Source organism: Citricoccus sp. K5 (genome assembly GCF_902506195.1).
GTDB lineage: Bacteria > Actinomycetota > Actinomycetes > Actinomycetales > Micrococcaceae > Citricoccus.
Genome location: NZ_LR732820.1, coordinates 1 through 17,202 on the forward strand (window position 1 = coordinate 1; position 17,202 = coordinate 17,202).

A 17,202-nucleotide genomic window follows, 5' to 3' on the forward strand; every position below is an offset into this window, starting at 1 on the left:
TCGACGACCTCAACGACGCCTCCGACTTCATCCGCACCGTGGAGAAACGCCAAGGCCTCAAGGTCTCCGCCCCCGAAGAGGTCGCCTGGCGCCGCGGCTTCCTCACCGACGACGACCTCCGCCGCGTGGCCGAACCCCTCCTCAAATCCGGCTACGGCCAATACCTCCTCCAACTGCTCGAGCATGAGCGGAGGATCCCGGAGCTGAGCCTGCGCGCAGCGTCCTAGGGTGAGCCGGATTCGGCAGGGGTTCCGCAAAGTGGTTCCCTGGTAATCGTCGGGTCGAAGACCGCGGCGGCGCAGGATCGGCACGACATGGTCGACGAAGGGGAAAAGAACGTGACTACTTTCGAAAGCAGGACGCACAGGCCTCGCGCGGACAAGGAGCGCAACCGGACCCACATCCTCGAGGTTGCTGAGGCCTTCTTCAGCCAACAGGGCGTTGGTGGGTCCTTGGACGCTATTGCCAAGAGAGCCGGCGTCGGTCCTGGCACCCTCTACCGGCACTTCCCCACCCGTGAGGCGCTGATCGCGTCGCTCCTCCAGGCCCGCTACGACGAACTGTTCGCCGGCTTCGAGGCCATCCGGGGGCACGAGGGCGACTCCGGCGCCGCTCTCGAAGAGTGGCTGGAGGCACTGCACGCGTACGTGACCGCCTTTGACGGCCTGCCCGACCCCTTACGGATCGCCCTGTCAGAAGAGTCGTCCCCACTGGCGTTCACCTGTCAAGCCGTCATCTCCGCTACCGAAGAGCTGCTCACCGCGGCACAACGCGAGGGCAGTGCTCGGCCCTGGGTTCGAGCCCAGGACCTGTTCCTCAGCGTGCTCGCCACCGCATGGGTCGGCGGCGCCGCCCTGGCCGACGAGGCCTCGGGCCAGGCGCTCCGCGCCATCCTGCGTGAGGGCTGGAAAGTACCGGCCCCCGGTCCGGCACAATGAAAGCCATGCGACACCTGACCTTCTGCGGATTGGCCATCTCGTTCGACGAGCGCGTGCTGGAGCCACGGCCCTGGACGGAGGCGCAGTCCGCGTGGGCGGCCGAACTGCTGGCCGAGGCGGCACCGGGCCCGGTGCTGGAACTCTGCGCCGGCGTCGGGCATATCGGTTTGGGCGCCGTGCGGGATTCGGATCGCCGCCTGGTCATGGTGGACGTCAACCCGGCGGCCGAGGAGTTCGCCCGGCACAATGCGGCGGCAAACGGCCTTCAGGAGCGCATCGACTTCCGCCTGGCCCGGCTGGATGAGGCCCTCGCGGAGGGCGAGCGCTTCGCCGTGGTGGTGGCGGACCCGCCGTGGGTGCGCTCGGCGGACACCTCGAGGTACCCGGAGGATCCGGTGCTCGCCATCGACGGCGGCGACGACGGCCTCGACCTCGCGCGGACCTGCGTGTCCATCATGGACCGGCACCTGGCCAGCGGCGGCTCCGGCCTGCTCCAGCTCGGCAACACCGCACAGGCGGAGACGATCGCGGCGGAGGCCGCCCAGCGCCCGGAGGGTTCGGTCAGGGTCGCCGAGACCCGAGTCTTCGACCGCGGCGTACTCGTGCGGCTCACCCGCTGAACCACCTCTGTTCTGCCGCTGATCTGCCGCCGGTCCGCGGCCCCGGCGGGGATAGCATGGGTGCATGACTGAAACGGAGCAGGGCACCACCAGCGAGTGGCTCTACGACTTGTTGCTCGACAGCCCTGATCTGCAGGCGTTCCTGGAGGACTTCACCGCGGCATTGCATCATGGCCTCACCACGAACCCCGGCGTTCTGTGGTGCTCGGTGACGGTACTGCGCAAGAAGCGTGCGGCAACCATGGCCTCGAGCGCCGGCTGGATCCACGAGTTGGACGTCAGGCAATACGAGCTGGGCGATGGACCGTGCCTGACGGCGGCGGCCGAGCTCGTGCCGCAATATGTGCCGGACTGCGCTACCGATGAGCAGTGGCCCGCCTTTACCACGTTGGCGGCGGAAGCCGGAGTCAAGTCCATCCTGGCCTTCCCTTTCGACCTGGCCGGCGAGGCCTCCGGGTGCTTCAACATCTACTTCTCCGATCACCAGAGCTATGACGACCTCTCGCGCCACGAGCTGGAGAGCATCCTCGGCATCTCCTCGAAGGGTCTGCGCTTGGCGGTGCGGTTGGCAGCCCACGAAGAGACGCAGGCAGACCTGGACGCGGCCCTGCGGTCCCGTACCTCCATTGACTTGGCGGTGGGCATCATCATGGGCCAGAACCGGTGCTCACAGGATGAGGCGTTCAAGATCCTGACCGAGGTCTCCAGCCATCGCAACATCAAGGTCCGTGAACTCGCTACGAGTCTGGTGGACAAGGTGAGCCAGGCGCCGACCGAGACGCACTTCGACCGTTAAACGCTGCTGGCGCCCGGCCTCGTGAACAGGCCGACGGACGTCATGCGGTGCGTGTCCGGGGCCAGATCGTAGACCTGCACGGCGTCCAGGCTCCACCCACGCTCATTGAGCCAGCGGGTGTCCTGGGCGAACGCCGCCGTCTCGCTCGAGACATAGACGATCTTGCCGGGACCGAGCTCGTGAACACGGCTGAGCACCGCACGTCCGGCACCTGACCGTGGCGGATGCATCACTACGGTGTCCACGCGGCGGCCGTGGAGTCCCCCCTGAGCGAATCCGGTGGCCGGAGCATCCAGCCAACTGCTCAGCACCTCATCGGCCTTCCCCTCGAGCACGATCGCCTGGGAGATGTCCTGCAAGTTGAACCGAGCGTCGCGGCTCGCGCTGGAATCGGCTTCGACGGAGAGGACTGCACCGTTCTGGCCGGCAGCGTCGGCGAGAAATGCCGAGAACAGGCCCGCCCCGGAATAGAGGTCCGCGATCACCTGGCCGTCCTGGACATCGGCGGCCTGCAGGACGGCCTCAACGAGCGTGGCCGGGGCGTCTCGGTGGACCGGCCAGTAGCCGTCACCGGTGACACGGAAGGCCTTGGAGCCGTACCGCTCCGAGCTGACGTCCTCCCGCACCCAGGACCGGCCGCGCAACTGCAGGTTCTTCACCGTTGCGCTCGCTGATGTCTGGGGCTTGGTCTTCTGGATCCTCTGGGTACTCCGGCGCACGGCGACCATGGCGGAGACCCGCTTCGGAAAGCTGGACAGCTGACGCCGCCAGACATCTGCATAGCTCTTCAACGTCTCCGGTGAGTCGGAGATCTCCGGTACCGGGGTGATGATGATGAGGGCTTCAAGGCCGTGGCCCGGCGTGGTGACGTTCACGCTGGCTGCGCCGGAGAAGTCGATCTCCCACAGGCGCAACTCGTTGAGCTCCTGGACCGCCAGCGGGATGTTGCTCACCGGAATGGCCTCCTGGCCGCTGTGGACGGGGATGGACAACCGGCCGCCCGGGGACACCGCGAAGGTGGTGCGGGTGCGCCAATGCAGCCCTGCCGGCTCGTCAGCATGCATCCCGTGGACGAGGACCTCCACGTCCTCGAGCGTCTGCCGGCCCAGCCGGACCATGGTGTCCCGGAAGACCTGGGCTTTGAGCCGGCGCTGGTAGTCGAGGACGATATGGCCGTACTCTGCGCCGCCCACGGGCTGGCGGCCCGCCGGATAGGACCGGAGTGAGTCGGCCAGCTTCCACTGGTTCAACCGGCGGAATTCCGAAGCGCGAATCACCTTGACGGTGTCGGCCCGCCAGAACTGGTCCGAGGGATCGGCAGCGGTGAGTTCAGCCAGGACGGTCTCGCCGGGGATCGCATGGCGGACGAACACCGGCCGGCCCTCATGACGAGCGACGCAGTGCCCTCCATGGGCCATGGGACCGACCTTGAGAATCAGCTGGCCGAGATCAGGAGCCGAGCGCGGGCGGGGATGTGGAGCGCTGGTGACGCCGGCCGGGATCGGTCCGGTCAATGAGGGGGCTGCCATGGGGGCACGCAGTGATTGCTCCACGATTCTCCTGAGAGTCGTTACGGAAAGGCCCACTGCTAGACCCAACTGTCACGCTAATGGATAACTCGTCCCCGGCCTAGCGACAGGACGGATCGTGCTCGGCAACCCGAGCTCTCGGCCCATGAGTGGGTCGCTCGAGAGTTCGGGCGCCGCGGCACGTCAGGGAGCGGGTGGATCAGTTGCGTCGATCGCGGCGGCCGGTGTTCCCGCCGTCTCCCTCCACCTCGATGTCCTCGTGCTGCACGGTCTCGGCGACCCGCTCGGTGTCCTGGACCTGGGTCTTGTCCACGGTGACCTTCTCTGCCGTGGCCGTCTTGTTCACCACCGGGACCTCTTCGTGGGCGGTGACCTCCACGTCCTGGTCGCCGGTATCTCGCCGCGCTTCAGCGGAGTCCGGGTCTACCGGCTCCCGCTCCACCACGATCTCCTCCCGGCTCACCGGGACCTCCACCGTCTCAGTGTCGGTGTAGGTGTGCTTGCGCAACCGCACCCGGCCGGTCTCCCGGACCTCGGTGCCGACGTTGAGCTGCTCATTGCGGGCCGTGACGGACTCGGTGCCAACGCTGGCATCGCGGTCGACCTCGTTCCGGGTGTCACGTCCAGCATCTGGACCGGCGCCGGGGGCAGTGCCGGCGGCCGTGCCCCGGTCGGTGCCGGTCTCCGTGCCCCGGCCGGTGCCGGCAGTGGTGCCTGAGGAGTCGATGGAGTAGTACTCGTAGATCCGCTGCTCCTCCTCCGGAGTCAGAGACCCATCGGCGTCAACGTTCGGGGCGTCCTTGACGAACGCCTTGTCGAAGGGCACCTGCAGTCCGTCCCGGGACGGGCTGGCCTCGGAGATGGGAACGAAGGTCTCCTTGGCTCCGAAGAGTCCAGTCTTCACCGTGACGAAGGTCGGCTGGTTCGTGCGGTCATCGAGATAGACCTGGCCGACGGAACCGATCTTCTCGCCGTCCGTGCCGTAGACGGTGGCGTCCTGAAGTTGCTCGACAGTGTTGCGATCCTGCATGGCATGCTCTCCTGACTCGTAGAATCCGGCGTGCGTCCACACGTCGGTGGAGATGAGGCTCTTCCCGCGAGGTGAGCGCGAAGGCCCTGCTTCGACCACTCCTTCCGCCGAGCCGCTCGGCCGCGGCCAAAGGTGGTGGCGTGGGTTCAAGCTAGCCATGGCTCAACACAGGTGCAATGAATGCGGAACGGTGATTTGACGTGTTCACGGAACGTGCCGGTGACCAGGTCGACTCGTGGGCACCGGGGAGGCCAGATCAGGTGGTGCGGTTGCGCAGGACCTTGTGCGTGCCGTCGCACCACGGCTTGACCGCGGAGGCCCCGCACCGGCAGACGGCGCTGACCGGGCGCCACGTGCGGTGCTCGTTTCCGTCCTCGTCCTGCACCACGTGATCGCCCCGCAGCAGCATCGGCCCGCCGGGACACAGGATCACGTCGGGGTGGTCCACAGAGGGCTCCCCCGTGCTGCCCGAGCTGCTCGTGCCGCCAGAGCTGCCCGTGCCGCTCATCCCGCCCACTGCTTCAGCATCCGTTCGGCATAACGGTCCGCCAGGTCCAGTGCCGAGAAGGCGCCGAGGTAGACGTCATCATGCAGGCCCGGTTCCTCCTCCAGCAGGGCGCCGCAGATGGTGCGCACCGCCAGCTGCTCGTGCACCGCATCGGCCTCCACATGCTCGGTGTAGTACTCGATCATGGACTCCGGGAATCCGAGGCGCTTCAGCCCCTGGGCCATCCGGCGGGAGGGCGCGGAGCTGGTGGCCTCGAACGCCGCCAGAAACCCGAGCGAGGCGGCCCGGAGCCGGCGGTTCAGCCCGAAGAGGGACATCGCGTTGTTCTCCTCGAGGACCTCCAGCGGTGCCTCGTTGATGTAGGCGCCGTACTCGGAGTTCAGGCCGCTGTCCTGAAGGCCACGGGCGAACAGGTGGGCATGGAGGAGATTCGGGTCTCCGCCCCCGTACTCGTCGAACTGCAGCTCCATCACGGCGGCCTTGACCCGGTCAGACAGGCGGGGAATCACCCACGTGGTGTGGTCCGCCTCCTTCAGGTGGTAGATGGTGCGGTGCCGCAGCAACTCGCGCACCTGCTCCTCGGTGGCCTTCCGGCGGACATGGGCCGCCAGCGAGGGGCCGTCATGGTCGGCCACGAAGTCGAAGAACTTCTCCGCGAACCCGTCCGGTTCCGGCACCTCGGGCATCCGGGCTCGCAGGGTCCGCTCGAAGTCCTGCTCCAGGCCGCGCCGCACACCGATCAGCTGCGGGTCCCACTCCAACTCTCCGGCCACGTCCTCGAAGCCGCGGTAGTGCTGCTCGTAGAGCGCCCACAGCGTGAGCTGCGCATCCTCGGCGGTGTCCGACGGCGGCGCCTCGGCCAGGTGCTGCGTCTCACCGGAGCGCATGGCCCGGAAGACGACCTCGCTCAGCGAGCCTCGGCTCTCCGGTGTCAGCATGGGCCCACCTCAATCCCGGTCGACATCGGCGGGACAGCCACGGGCCGGCAGCTGGGGTGGGGCATCCTGGTCCTCTACGTATGGTTGCGGGAAGTCGGTTCGAAGAGCGTTGGAGCGCCCTCGGTGTTTAACCTATACGGAAATCTGGACCGAAATTCGCCTCTTTGGAGGGGGTGATTCCGCCTTGAGAGGGATGGTTGATGGATGCGCTCAGTGGGAGCGACTGCGGGAGCGGTTACGTCCGGCCAGACCTTCAGCAGTGCCGATCAGGGCCACTGCGGCGACCACGGCCACGATGAAGCCCAAGATGTTCAGTTCGAAGATGTCTCCCGTGCCCAGCAGATTGGCCACCAGGCCCCCGATGACCGAACCGGCCAAGCCCAACAAGAGGGTGGCGAGCAAGCCGAGGTTCTGCTTGCCGGGTTTGACTAGGCGCGCTAAGGCACCGATGACGAGGCCTGCCACGATGAATCCAATCATGCTGGGTCCTTTCCCAAGAAGTTCCGAATGTGCTGTTGCCCCGGTATGTCGAGAAAACGGCGCCGGGCAGGATACCGAAACTACCCCATACTCCCCGAGGTAACCGACCACCGCCGCCCAGGACGGTCAGGTCCCGGGCGGCGGTCAGCAGAGGTGCAGGGTCAGGAATCCTGGGCGGCTCCCCTGACGTTCTGCGCCGACTGAGCGGACTCGTCCTTGAGCTGGCCCGCCTTGTCCTGCCCCTCGCTCTTGACGTGCTCAGCTCCGCTGGCCGCGGTCTCCTTGACGGAATCCATGGCCTCCTGGGCCTGCGGCTTCAGGTGCTCACCCATGTCCTGGGCCATGGACTTGGCCTCCTCCACCAGAGGCCCGGTCTGCTCCTTGACCTTGGTTGCCGCCTCTTGCTCCGGGCGGGAGGCCGGGATCAGAGAGCCGATCAGCCAGCCGGCGCCCATGGCGATCAGTCCAGCCGCCAGCGGGTTGCCGCGGGTGCTGCGGCGGACCGCCGTCGGGGCTTCCTGCACGGCATGCATGGCGTCCTCCGCCCGGTGTTGCGAGCCGTCCGCCACGGCCTGGGCACGGTCAGCAAGCCCGGTGGAACTCTGCTGGTTGGAGTACGGGTCGGTGGGGTTGCCCATCACGGATTCCTTCATGGTGCTCAAGCGTTCACGGACACGGTCACCCTGCCGGTGGACGGCCTTGGTCGGGTTGGTCTTCTCGGCCAGTGCGTCCACGTCATTGCTGAGCTCATGGCGGGTGCGCTCGATGTCGGCGCGGATCTCATCGGGATTGTTGCTCATGGGGTCTCCTTGTCCGGGTTCAGGGTCGCGGGGATCTCCTGGACCGTCTGTTGGGTCTGCGGCAGACCCTTGATGCGTTCGAAGTTCTTCTTGCCCATCAGTGCGAGCACGGCGGCCGCCACGCCCCAGAGCACGGCGACGATCAACGCAGCCCAGCCCAGGTGCATCACCGAGCCCAGGGCCCACATCAGGGCCGTGGAAAGGAACAACAGCACGAAGAAGGCAGCCCACGCGGCCCCGGCGAACATCCCGGCACCCGTCCCGGCCTTCTTGACCTCAATGGTCGCCTCGGCCTTCGCCAGCTGGATCTCCTGCCGCACCAGCGTGCTCAGGTTCTCCGAGAAGCTCCCGAACATCTCGCCCAGGGACTCATTCCGGGCCCGGGTTTCAGCTTCGGGTTCTGGTGCCTGGGTGGATCCGGAACCCGGTGCCGCCGGGCCCGTCCCAGCGGCACCGGCAGCGGGGCTACCGGTCGGCACGCCCTCATAGCGGGGATCGGTGGTCACGGGCGGCCTCCCGCAGGGGGACGGCCGGTTCCGTAGGGATCGTTCACCGCGGGTGTGCCCAGGACCTCTGTGGCCGGTGCGCCCGTGCCCAGGACAGGTCCGGCCACGGCCGGTGGTTCGGCCGGTGGGAGCGGGATGTCCCGGGCGGGGCCGGTGGCCGGCTGGGCGGGCTGCGGCGGCCGATTCGTCCGGTCACCGTACGGACCGCGGTACTGGTCATGGTGCTGGTCCTGGTGCTGGCCGTCGTCGTGGGCGTCCTTCACTCCACGGGAGAGACGGCCAGCCACGAGCCCGACACCGGCCGCGATTGCCAGGAACGTCCCGGGGCGGCGGGCCGCGAACCGTCGGACGTCATCCAGCAGGTCCATGGGCTCCTTGGACTCCAGCTGCTCCGTAAGATGGCGGGCCCGTTCCGACAGCTTCGAGACCGCTTGGTTCACCAGGTCCGATTCGGGCTTCTCCCCGCGGGAGATGCGCTCGAGGTCGTCCGAGACGGTGCGGGACTGGGCGGCCAGACGGTCCTTCTGCGTGGACAACTGGGACGAGGCCTCCTGCTTGGCCGAATCCGCCAGGTCCTTGACCTGGGTCATCGTCTCGTCCTTGAGGTGGGCGGCCTCCTCCTGGGCGGTGTCCGCCACGTCACGGGCCGCGCTCTGGGCTTCCGAGCCCAAGCGTCCGGCCTCCTGTTGTGCGGCGTCTCTCGGCCCGCCGCCCTGCTCTGTGGGGTGATCCGGGTTCAGCGTCATGGGGTGTCCTTCCGATAGACGGCCCTGGCCCCTGATGTCCAAACGGCCTGTAGTTCGGGAGAGTAATGAGTGGCCAGTTCCCCGGCGAGGGTTGCGCCACGGTCAGTTGCCATTGGCGCAGAGCGGTACCGGTCAGCGGTCTCCGCCGCGGTGGTGGTCGGCCCCGTACTGGTCCACCTTCCGGTGGTAACGCATGCCCAGGATGCCGCCCAGCACTGCTCCGGCCAGCGCCAGCAGCACGGCGACGACGAGGGCGATGATGCCGCCGGTGGTCAAGGCCTCTGCCTCGATGGGCATGCCGGTCAGGCTGCCCAGTTGACCCACGAGGTCGAACTGGCTGCCGGCCACCAGGCCCACGACCGCCAGGATGATGGTGATGACGATCGCCCACAACCAGACGGCGATGCCCTGCTTGGCGCCGTCGAAGCGGGCCATCCGCCCGGCCACGTAGCCACCGCTGAGGTAGGAGATCAGCAGGATGACGGCCAGGATGATCGCACCGGTGACGCCTACGGCGGTGGGTGACTGGGTAGCCTGCTCGGTGGCCTGCCCGGCATCGGTGCCCGTCGCCAGGCCCACACCGACGCCGATGGCCGAGAGCACTGCGGCGAGCAGCACGGCCATGCCGGTGGCGGCCAGCCAGCCGAAGAAGGCCGCGCCGATCTTCATGCCGCCGAACTTCTGTCTCTCCGCGGTGACGAGCTCATCTCGCCGTCCCCGGGGTGTGGTGGATCCGGATGGATTCTCGGTGCTCATGATGCGCTCCTCATGGTTGGGGCCCCTCGTGGTGGGGTCGAATCGCCAACGTGGGCTCAGGGTTCCTCATCTACCCTGCGGGAGGCAATCATTCGCGAGCGGGTGCGGACCGGCTTCGCCTCAGGGGTGGACTCGGGGCATGCCAGACCACATCATGGACGCGTCAGGCCGTGGCGATCAGAACGGGTGCCGCGGTGCGGAACGAGGGAAGGAAGTGCCATGTCGGGAATCGGGGACGCGGCTGACAAGGCCAAGCAGTACGGACAGGACAACCCCGAGAAGGTCGACCAGGCCAAGGACAAGGCCCAGGACTTCGTCGACAGCAAGAAGGACAAGGACCAGCAGGGTGGCGACCAACAGGGCGGCGAGAAGTAGCCGCAGGCGGAGGACTCCCGCTGACGATTGAGTCGGGCTGTCCTTTGAGGCGGCCCGGCCTCGTCATGTCTCAGTCAGGAGTGGCGGGTGCCGATTCAGGCGCGCCAGCTCCCGGATCCATCAAGGAAAGGCCACAACACATGGCAACCGTTACCGGCGCCAACGAGAACCAGCTGCACTACGAGGACACCGGAGGAACCGGGCGGCCAGTGGTCCTGGTCCACGGCTGGCCGCTGCACGGACAGTCCTGGAAGGACCAGGTCGGCTCGCTGACCGCCGCCGGTCACCGAGTCATCACCTATGACCGCCGCGGCTTCGGGCAGTCCGAACCGCAGCACCCGTACACGTACGACGCGCTGGCCGGCGACCTGGCCGCCCTGATCGAGGCCCTGGACCTGCACGACGCCGTCCTGGTCGGGTTCTCCATGGGCGGCGGCGAGGTGGCTCGTTACCTCGCGAAACACGGCAGCGACCGCATCGGCTCGGTGGTGTTCGCCGCGGCGGTGACGCCCTACATGCTGCACACCTCCGACAACCCCGACGGACCGCTGAAGAAGACCGCGGCCGCGGCCATGGCGGCACAACTGACCGCCAACCGGGAAAAGTTCTTCGACGGCTTCACCACGGACTTCTTCAGCGCCGGGGACACCCTCTGCGTGAGCGAGGCACAGCGCCAGGAGGCGATCGGGATGTGCTTGCAGGCCAACAAGCTGGCCGCACTGGAGTGCATGGCGTCCTTCGGCGCCACGGACTTCCGCGAGGACCTGGAGCAGGTCACGGTGCCGACGCTCGTTCTCCACGGCGACGCCGACGGTGTGGTGCCCCTCGAGGGCTCCGGCCAGCGCACCCACCAGGCCATCCCCCACAGTGAGCTCGTGGTGATCCCCGGGGCACCGCACGGCCTGAACGTCTCCCATGCGGACGAGTTCAACGCCGCCCTGCTCGGCTTCCTCAGCCGCTGACCACCGAAGGCAGCGAAACGGGGCGGTGAAAATTGATCACCGCCTCGTTCCCTCGCCATCACAGCCTGGGCACCGGCATCACTGGATGGTCAGGATCACTCCAATCAGAACGGCGATGACGACCACCACCAGGACGATCGCCCCGATCTGCAGCTGACGAGTGGAGAACCTCTGCCGCTTGATGTATTCGGTTCGGTACTTGATGCGTTTCTGTTCTTCAGACACGTGCACCCCTCACTCTCGAGATGGTCTCGGTGACGTCGCAACATATCACTGCCATGTGCGCCTCATTCAAGCCGAAACGGTGCGGCCGGTACATGGCCGGGGAACTGTCAGCTACCGCCCAGTGAGGGCACGACGCACGGCACCGGCCATCGAGGAAGCACCGAAAGGCCCGTCACTGGCCGCCTTCGATCCAGCCGTCCCGTGCAGCCAGGCGGCCGCAGCCGCCTTCTCTACCGTGGCACCCGGTCCACCGGGCCTGCTTCGAGCCAGGGCCGAACCCACCAGCCCGGCCAGGCAGTCCCCGGTACCGGCGGTCGCCAGCTCCGCCCCACCCTCGTTTTGCACCAGGGCCCTACCGTCGGGCGCGGCACTCACCGTCGTGGAGCCCTTGAGAAGGACGACGACGGCCAGCGCCTCGGCCGTGCGGCGCGCGGCGGCCACGGGGTCGGCTTTCGCCAGGTCCGCGAAGCCGTCGGCGATGTCCGGCACGAGCCGGTCCACGAGTTTCACCAACTCCCCCTGGTGCGGCGTCAGCACCACCTCACACCCGGCGCTCCGCAGCCGAGACAGTTGATCCAGGGTTGCCAACCCCAGCGCCGAGGCATCCAAGACCAGCGGCAGACCGCCATCCACGCAGGCTTGGACGACCTCGGCGAGCCGAGACTGGGCCTCGTCGTCGGACCCCAATCCCGGTCCGGCGACCCAGGCCTGGGCCTTCCCCTCCACACCCGAACCGGCCACCACCTCTGGGTGGGCCGTCAAAACCAGGTCGGCCGCCCGCTGCGGTCCGGCGTACTGCACCATGCCCAGTCCAGAGGCCAGCGCGGACGAACACACCAACACGGCGGCTCCCGGGTACTGCTCTGAGCCAGCACACACCCCGAGCACCCCGCGGCGGTACTTGTGGTCGTCCCAGGCAGGCGGTGCGAAGACCGCGAGCGCATCGTCGCGCTCCAGTGAGGAGACGTCAGGTTCTCCCAGGTACGGTTCGAGGCCGATGTCCACGACTTCCACCCGTCCGGCGGCGTGGGCGCCGGCGCCGGCCACCAGCCCGGTCTTGAGAGTCCCGAAGGTCACGGTCAGATCAGCCGGTATCACTCCCCCGGCCACCTCACCGGTGTCCGCGTCCACCCCGGAGGGCAGGTCACAGGCGACGACGGCCACCCCCTTCGGCACGCGCGGCGGCTCCCAGCCACCACGTGCACCGGTCCCCAGTGCCCCGTCGATCAGGATCGCGGCGTTATCGGGGATCCGATCCGCCACCCTCCCGCCAGCGCGGCGAAAGGCGTCCAGCCCGACCTCGTGCATCCGACCTCCGGTCGGTACGGCCACGGCATCCACGCCGCGGCGGCGCAGGAAGGACAGTGCCCACAGTGCATCTCCCCCGTTATTCCCGGTTCCGACCAGTGCCGCCACCGTGGAGCCGGCCACTGGCCCGCGCGATCGCAACTCACGCACCACCCACGCGGCCAGCCCCCACGCGGCGCGGCGCATGAGCGCTTCGCCCTGGCCGGCATCGAGCAGGGGTTTCTCGGCTGCCCGCACGGCCGTGCCGGTGTACGCGGTGTTCACGTCTGATCTCTCCAAGGGGCGTGGTCGGCAAATAGTGAAAATGAATTATGCCCGCGTATACCTCAACACCGGAATGACTGTTTCGTCTACGGTACCCAGCAGTTGCCTATGGCAATCTCTTCGCTTCGAAACTCGACTAAACGGACAGATTGTGGCCCAGTCCGGGGAATTTGTAGATGAGGCGCGGACCGTAGTGGCGGCCGTAGAGGTCGCCAAAACGGACTCCGCGACCACCGCCCTGGCAACACAGGGCGCAGGGCCGGTCACCCCGGCCATGCAGTTCACGGGGACGGCAGCAACAATCAGCGCCCCCGGTGATGCCTTCCGGATCGCAGACGATCTGGACGTGCGAGTCCTGCTCGCCATGGACGACTGGACTCCCACGCCCGGCCCAGGAACCACCATGACGCTCGTGTCCCGAGGGAAGGACACTGGCGGTCCCCAGTTCAAGTTCGAGCTGAACAACCTTGGAGGGCTGATCTTCCGATGGTCACTCACCGGGTCCTCCGCGTTCACCGCGGAGTCCTCGCTCGTACTACTGGCCAAGGTGCCCAACGGGTCGCCCCTGTGGGTCCGGGTCGCCTTCGATTCAGACAACGGGAACAGCGGGTCGGAGCTGTACTTCTACACCTCATCGGACGGCCGGACCTGAGCACCATTGGGAGTGCCCGTCAAGACGGCCGAGGTCGTGGACTTCGTGGCCTCCTCCGACCCGCTCCGCATCGGAGGATACGGGGAGGTTGCAGAGCAACCACTCACCGGGCGCGTCTTCGAGGTAGAGTCCCGCCTATGCCAGTGGCTAGGCCTCATCTCCTTTAGCCTCTACTTGACCCAAGAGCCCATCGTGATCGCGCTTGCGTACATCTTCGGCCCGGGGGGAGGCGTGGCTTGTGGCGCTCGTCGGAATCCCGTTGTCGCTGTTTGCGGGACGGGTATTCTACAAGCTCATCGAGTCGCCAAGCCACAAGTTGGCCCAACGAGTCGGAACCATGTTCCGCAAGCCCGTTCCAAACAATCGCGGCGAGCAACTATAGACTTCCCCGCGAGGTTGGCCACGACCACGGACCAACACGCTCCGCCACCCTGAGGCCCCGCCACCGTCCGGGGCCTTCGTCATGCACCGGCCGGAACCCTAGTTCCGACAAACAGGTGTCGCAGCCGCGCTTGGACTCACTGCCGCGACGACTAAGACCCTACCCGGCCACATCACCGGTATTACGACGCCGGCACCCAAGCTGCCACCATCCAGCCCGCCGGAACCACGCCCGCATTCATCGAGAAGACGGGGCTCGGGTTGTCTCTCGATCAGTCGAAGGTGCTCCGCATCCGATTCCGCACCGGGGACGCCGACGACGAATTCGAGCGAGCCGGGAACATCACCGTCTACGCCGGACCGGCAGGGATGGCACAGTACTTCCGATGGACGATCTTCAACAACATGCCTCGCACTGACACCCCCGGCTGGCACTACACCGCCGGCGGCAAATGGGCCTAGGTCACCCTGCCTTGGGTAGAAGCCCGGCTGGACGGCGCTACCCCCTCCAAGGCGAACATCGACTACGTCCGGCTCCGAGTGCAGTCCAACAGCAGCACCCCAGTTCTCTTCCGCTTCGGAAAAGTGGACGTGTCCGTAGACGAGGTGGCCCGCCTGATCCCCTTGGGGCCGTGTCCATCGTGTTCGATGACAACCACCGATACCAGTGCCTCCGCGCCTATGCGGGGAACGCTGTCCTGCATCGCGGACTCAGTGACTAACCCGGAACACACCACCCTGGGCCAGCTGCAGGAGATGCACGCCGACGATTGGGAAATCGCCTGTCACGCCAACTCAATAGCCGGCGGATCGAACTTCACAACCGTTCCGGCCGACCAGCTACGCCGCGAACTGGACGGGGTGCAGCAGTGGGCGGCGCGCAACGGGTTTCAAACCGAGCACATCGCATATCCCAGGGTGGCCACAACAGGTACGCGCTGCCGATCATCGCCGAGTACTTCACAACTGGGCGCACCACCACCAGGGACATGAACTTCGAGACCCTGCCCCCGGTAGACCCCTACTGGGTGCGGACCCGGCTGGTGTTCAACACTGACACGGTGGCCGGTATGAGGGAGCTCGTGGACAAGGCGGTAGCTGTAAAGGCGCGGCTGATCTTGACGTTCCACATCATCACCGAGGCCCCGTCCATCCCGGGTGCCGACCAGTTCGACCGCGAGAACTTCCGCCAGATCCCGGACCAAAATGCGTCCAAAGGTGTGGCCGTGTTGCCCTACGGCGAGGTTCTGGCCAAGGTCTGACAGGTCAGTAGCGTGCGCTTGCAACCAGTCGCCTGGTCGGCTTGCGGGTGCCGCGCTTCGGGCTTGAGGCTCTGCACTGGTCGCTCTTGAACTCCAAGGCCAACCAGGATGAAAAGGAAGTAGGTGACGGGCAGTGCTTCGATGGCTGAACCGGTGAGCCCGAAGGTGAGCAGTCCGACGAGAGCGACGACCGCTACCTGGCTTTCCTTGGTGGTGCGGTCCAGGCGACGCCAGACGGCGATGAACAGCGCGAGCCACAGCAGTCCACCGATCAGGCCACCCTCTACGAGCACCTTCAGTGCGAGGTTGTGGGGGGTCACATGATCACCAAGGGCGAACGCTGTCCCGAGGGTATCGCCGGCAGAGCCAGCCCCCCACCCAGTGAACGGCGACTCGCTGATCATCGAGAAGGCGTGTTCGTAGCCTGCGAACCTGTTCAGGAAGCGAGTATCACTGCCGAAGTCAAGAATCGATGCGGCCATGTCCATGACCCTCAGCCCGAAGGCTTCGGCCATCGCCACAACCAACACTCCCAGGGCCGCGAAGGCGCAGAAGCGCTTGAGGAAGAGGGTGAACGAGGTTGACATGATGATGATGGCGACGATGCACAGGGCCACAGCGACGTAGGCGACCCGGACGAGTGTCAGGTACGTAGCGAGCAAACCGACCAGGAGGCCGACCTTCGCCAGCCAGCCGCCTCCCTTGAAGCGAACCAAGGCCCAGCCGGTCAGCAGCACGCCGGCGGCAGCGGCATGGAATGGGCCTGCAAAGATGCCTTCCAGTCGCGCCTCACCGGCATAGAGCGCAGTATAGATGTCGGCGTCGCCGCGGTCCACGAGGGCCGGGATCGCGGGTATCCAAAGATGCCCAATGATCGAGACTACGAGTGCGCCAGTCAGAAGTAGCGCGACGTACCGTTCCGCATGCAGCCGCTGGTTTATCGGCAGGGCGCACCCAAGTACCAGGCCGCCAAGCGCGGCGGCGGTCTTCCGAAACCCGAGGATGCCGGTGGCCATCTCGGGAACGTTCGGATGGAAGATAAGCAACGCCCAGTAGGCCACCGTTACGAGCGTGAGAAGAAATATCAGGTTGCTACCGCGCCGGTTGCGCGAATTCAAGAACCACTCGGCGAATGCTCCGACCAGAACCAGGATCTGCAATGGCGCACCCAAGCTGGTGGGCAGGACCGAGGAGAACATGAACGCTGCCAGCAGCAGCATCCACCGCCTCGGGAGAAGATTCTTGTCCCTTGGGATATAAATCCAGACCAAGATCCCGATGACGGGGACTATCGCGGCGGCATTTATTGACTCCATCGCCAGACCAATGCCGAGGCCAATAATGGCGAAAGTCCAATATACCAACGCGACCAAACGAGAGAGGCCCGATGGCGCGACGGCTACTGCCCACGCCGGTCCCGGTGTCTTAAACAAGGCTCCCCCTCTGCTGTGCGACCGCCCCAGCCTACCGCGAACCTGAGTTGGCTAGGCGTGCCGGTGTTAGAGGTTCGTGCAGATACAGCGAAGCGGAATGAATCCGCGCACTCCGGTTACGGTCTCGCGCTTGTAGATGTAGGGGCGGCGTTATAGCCGCTCGTAGATCTAGTCGCGCCAGTGGTCGGAGTAACCGAGATCCGCTTCGGATGTGTCGCGGTACCCGCACTGAGCGCACTGAAGGAGTTCTCTGGCAAGCACTTGGCCAGTGTATCCGTGCCCTAGCAGGCCCCCCATCGCCGGGTCATTCCAGAACAGCGCTCTGAAGCGCCCTGGGTTTCGTTCCGTGGCTAGACCACCGCGGGCGCGGCCGTCCGTTGTTGAGTGTAGGCGGCCTCGACTTCTGCCGGAGTCCGGTAGTCGAGGCTCTCGTGCAGGCGGCGGGTGTTCCACCACTGCACCCAGTCCATGGTGGCCATCTCCACGGCCGTGACCGAGGGCCAGACCCGACGAGAGTGGATGATCTCCGCCTTGTAGAGGCCATTCACGGCTTCAGCCAGGGCGTTATCGTACGAATCCCCGACCGAACCGACCGACGCGGAGACACCGTAATCCGCCAGCGTGTCGGTATAGGCCAGACTGACGTACTGAACGCCTCTGTCCGAGTGATGCACCAACCGTCCGCCCCTCAGG

Annotated in this window: 21 protein-coding genes and 1 pseudogene; 9 read left to right on the plus strand and 13 right to left on the minus strand. The window is 66.5% G+C overall.

The window, feature by feature from the left end:
* The 4 genes and pseudogenes from BOSE125_RS17645 to BOSE125_RS17660 all read left to right on the plus strand — a co-directional run.
* Positions 1–227 (plus strand): annotated as a pseudogene (locus BOSE125_RS17645) (hypothetical protein); the annotation flags it as partial.
* 111 nt (positions 228–338) lie between these two features.
* Positions 339–938 carry a TetR/AcrR family transcriptional regulator gene (locus BOSE125_RS18210; protein ID WP_305764264.1) on the plus strand — a complete coding sequence of 200 codons (600 nt, stop codon included), beginning with the start codon at positions 339–341 and terminating at the stop codon, positions 936–938.
* A gap of 5 nt (positions 939–943) precedes the next feature.
* Positions 944–1,558: a class I SAM-dependent methyltransferase gene (locus tag BOSE125_RS17655; protein ID WP_236558214.1), complete on the plus strand. Its 615-nt coding sequence runs from the start codon at positions 944–946 to the stop codon at positions 1,556–1,558.
* A gap of 64 nt (positions 1,559–1,622) precedes the next feature.
* Complete coding sequence (locus BOSE125_RS17660; RefSeq protein ID WP_159555512.1) at positions 1,623–2,354, plus strand: GAF and ANTAR domain-containing protein; 732 nt, start codon at positions 1,623–1,625, stop codon at positions 2,352–2,354.
* On the opposite strand, the gene BOSE125_RS17665 is transcribed toward BOSE125_RS17660, so the two are convergent.
* The 9 genes from BOSE125_RS17665 to BOSE125_RS17705 form a co-directional block, all read right to left on the minus strand.
* Complete coding sequence (locus BOSE125_RS17665; RefSeq protein WP_236558215.1) at positions 2,351–3,907, minus strand: class I SAM-dependent RNA methyltransferase; 1,557 nt, start codon at positions 3,905–3,907, stop codon at positions 2,351–2,353. The two genes, BOSE125_RS17660 and BOSE125_RS17665, sit on opposite strands and share 4 nt — an antisense overlap.
* Positions 3,908–4,082: 175 nt before the next feature.
* On the minus strand, positions 4,083–4,913 hold the full coding sequence (locus tag BOSE125_RS17670) for a DUF2382 domain-containing protein (protein WP_159555514.1): 831 nt from the start codon (positions 4,911–4,913) through the stop codon (positions 4,083–4,085).
* A gap of 256 nt (positions 4,914–5,169) precedes the next feature.
* Positions 5,170–5,421, minus strand: coding sequence for a CDGSH iron-sulfur domain-containing protein (locus BOSE125_RS17675; protein ID WP_159555516.1), 252 nt, complete (start codon positions 5,419–5,421; stop codon positions 5,170–5,172).
* Positions 5,418–6,359 carry an iron-containing redox enzyme family protein gene (locus BOSE125_RS17680; RefSeq protein WP_159555518.1) on the minus strand — a complete coding sequence of 314 codons (942 nt, stop codon included), beginning with the start codon at positions 6,357–6,359 and terminating at the stop codon, positions 5,418–5,420. The genes BOSE125_RS17675 and BOSE125_RS17680 overlap by 4 nt, the downstream gene beginning before the upstream one ends.
* A 210-nt stretch (positions 6,360–6,569) precedes the next feature.
* Positions 6,570–6,839 (minus strand): GlsB/YeaQ/YmgE family stress response membrane protein, encoded by a 270-nt coding sequence (locus BOSE125_RS17685; RefSeq protein WP_115931817.1) that lies wholly within the window; start codon positions 6,837–6,839, stop codon positions 6,570–6,572.
* Between the two features lie 161 nt (positions 6,840–7,000).
* Positions 7,001–7,639 (minus strand): DUF3618 domain-containing protein, encoded by a 639-nt coding sequence (locus BOSE125_RS17690; protein WP_159555520.1) that lies wholly within the window; start codon positions 7,637–7,639, stop codon positions 7,001–7,003.
* Positions 7,636–8,145, minus strand: coding sequence for a phage holin family protein (locus tag BOSE125_RS17695; protein WP_371300845.1), 510 nt, complete (start codon positions 8,143–8,145; stop codon positions 7,636–7,638). The genes BOSE125_RS17690 and BOSE125_RS17695 overlap by 4 nt, the downstream gene beginning before the upstream one ends.
* On the minus strand, positions 8,142–8,891 hold the full coding sequence (locus BOSE125_RS17700) for a hypothetical protein (protein ID WP_159555522.1): 750 nt from the start codon (positions 8,889–8,891) through the stop codon (positions 8,142–8,144). The genes BOSE125_RS17695 and BOSE125_RS17700 overlap by 4 nt, the downstream gene beginning before the upstream one ends.
* Positions 8,892–9,023: 132 nt before the next feature.
* The gene (locus tag BOSE125_RS17705) at positions 9,024–9,647 is read right to left on the minus strand and encodes a hypothetical protein (RefSeq protein ID WP_159555524.1); all 624 of its coding nucleotides are present in this window, start codon (positions 9,645–9,647) and stop codon (positions 9,024–9,026) included.
* Positions 9,648–9,866: 219 nt separating this feature from the next.
* Here BOSE125_RS17705 and BOSE125_RS17710 point away from each other — a divergent pair, with 219 nt between their 5' ends.
* On the plus strand, positions 9,867–10,022 hold the full coding sequence (locus BOSE125_RS17710; RefSeq protein WP_159555526.1) for an antitoxin: 156 nt from the start codon (positions 9,867–9,869) through the stop codon (positions 10,020–10,022).
* A 140-nt stretch (positions 10,023–10,162) separates the two neighbouring features.
* A complete protein-coding gene (locus BOSE125_RS17715; RefSeq protein ID WP_159555528.1) occupies positions 10,163–10,984 on the plus strand; it encodes an alpha/beta fold hydrolase in 822 nt (273 codons plus the stop codon).
* Between the two features lie 78 nt (positions 10,985–11,062).
* Here BOSE125_RS17715 and BOSE125_RS17720 read toward each other — a convergent pair whose 3' ends face one another.
* Both BOSE125_RS17720 and BOSE125_RS17725 read right to left on the minus strand, forming a co-directional pair.
* Positions 11,063–11,209 (minus strand): hypothetical protein, encoded by a 147-nt coding sequence (locus tag BOSE125_RS17720; RefSeq protein WP_159555530.1) that lies wholly within the window; start codon positions 11,207–11,209, stop codon positions 11,063–11,065.
* A gap of 111 nt (positions 11,210–11,320) precedes the next feature.
* On the minus strand, positions 11,321–12,781 hold the full coding sequence (locus BOSE125_RS17725) for an NAD(P)H-hydrate dehydratase (protein ID WP_159555532.1): 1,461 nt from the start codon (positions 12,779–12,781) through the stop codon (positions 11,321–11,323).
* A 193-nt stretch (positions 12,782–12,974) separates the two neighbouring features.
* On the opposite strand from BOSE125_RS17725, the gene BOSE125_RS17730 reads away from it, so the two are divergent.
* The 3 genes from BOSE125_RS17730 to BOSE125_RS17740 all read left to right on the plus strand — a co-directional run bounded on the left by BOSE125_RS17730 (position 12,975) and on the right by BOSE125_RS17740 (position 15,076).
* Entirely contained in the window at positions 12,975–13,433 is a 459-nt protein-coding gene (locus BOSE125_RS17730) for a hypothetical protein (RefSeq protein WP_159555534.1), read from the plus strand.
* A 642-nt stretch (positions 13,434–14,075) separates the two neighbouring features.
* Positions 14,076–14,276: a hypothetical protein gene (locus BOSE125_RS17735; protein ID WP_159555536.1), complete on the plus strand. Its 201-nt coding sequence runs from the start codon at positions 14,076–14,078 to the stop codon at positions 14,274–14,276.
* A gap of 527 nt (positions 14,277–14,803) precedes the next feature.
* On the plus strand, positions 14,804–15,076 hold the full coding sequence (locus tag BOSE125_RS17740) for a hypothetical protein (RefSeq protein ID WP_159555538.1): 273 nt from the start codon (positions 14,804–14,806) through the stop codon (positions 15,074–15,076).
* On the opposite strand, the gene BOSE125_RS17745 is transcribed toward BOSE125_RS17740, so the two are convergent.
* Positions 15,049–16,296, minus strand: a complete 1,248-nt coding sequence (locus BOSE125_RS17745) for an O-antigen ligase (RefSeq protein ID WP_159555540.1) — start codon at positions 16,294–16,296, stop codon at positions 15,049–15,051. The two genes, BOSE125_RS17740 and BOSE125_RS17745, sit on opposite strands and share 28 nt — an antisense overlap.
* Positions 16,297–16,859: 563 nt before the next feature.
* On the minus strand, positions 16,860–17,202 hold a 343-nt coding region (locus BOSE125_RS17750), incomplete at its 5' end, for an integrase core domain-containing protein (RefSeq protein WP_236558216.1).

What these genes read in the sequence shown, in the direction of transcription:
- BOSE125_RS17745 (WP_159555540.1), bottom strand. Translation starts at nt 16,296, where the DNA reads ATGCTGCTGCTGGCAGCGTTCATGTTCTCCTCGGTCCTGCCCACCAGC.
- BOSE125_RS17740 (WP_159555538.1), top strand. Translation starts at nt 14,804, where the DNA reads ATGAACTTCGAGACCCTGCCCCCGGTAGACCCCTACTGGGTGCGGACC.
- BOSE125_RS17655 (WP_236558214.1), top strand. Translation starts at nt 944, where the DNA reads ATGCGACACCTGACCTTCTGCGGATTGGCCATCTCGTTCGACGAGCGC.
- BOSE125_RS17685 (WP_115931817.1), bottom strand. Translation starts at nt 6,839, where the DNA reads ATGATTGGATTCATCGTGGCAGGCCTCGTCATCGGTGCCTTAGCGCGC.
- BOSE125_RS17675 (WP_159555516.1), bottom strand. Translation starts at nt 5,421, where the DNA reads ATGAGCGGCACGGGCAGCTCTGGCGGCACGAGCAGCTCGGGCAGCACG.
- BOSE125_RS17705 (WP_159555524.1), bottom strand. Translation starts at nt 9,647, where the DNA reads ATGAGCACCGAGAATCCATCCGGATCCACCACACCCCGGGGACGGCGA.
- BOSE125_RS17670 (WP_159555514.1), bottom strand. Translation starts at nt 4,913, where the DNA reads ATGCAGGATCGCAACACTGTCGAGCAACTTCAGGACGCCACCGTCTAC.
- BOSE125_RS17660 (WP_159555512.1), top strand. Translation starts at nt 1,623, where the DNA reads ATGACTGAAACGGAGCAGGGCACCACCAGCGAGTGGCTCTACGACTTG.
- BOSE125_RS17680 (WP_159555518.1), bottom strand. Translation starts at nt 6,359, where the DNA reads ATGCTGACACCGGAGAGCCGAGGCTCGCTGAGCGAGGTCGTCTTCCGG.
- BOSE125_RS17710 (WP_159555526.1), top strand. Translation starts at nt 9,867, where the DNA reads ATGTCGGGAATCGGGGACGCGGCTGACAAGGCCAAGCAGTACGGACAG.
- BOSE125_RS17690 (WP_159555520.1), bottom strand. Translation starts at nt 7,639, where the DNA reads ATGAGCAACAATCCCGATGAGATCCGCGCCGACATCGAGCGCACCCGC.
- BOSE125_RS17700 (WP_159555522.1), bottom strand. Translation starts at nt 8,891, where the DNA reads ATGACGCTGAACCCGGATCACCCCACAGAGCAGGGCGGCGGGCCGAGA.
- BOSE125_RS17715 (WP_159555528.1), top strand. Translation starts at nt 10,163, where the DNA reads ATGGCAACCGTTACCGGCGCCAACGAGAACCAGCTGCACTACGAGGAC.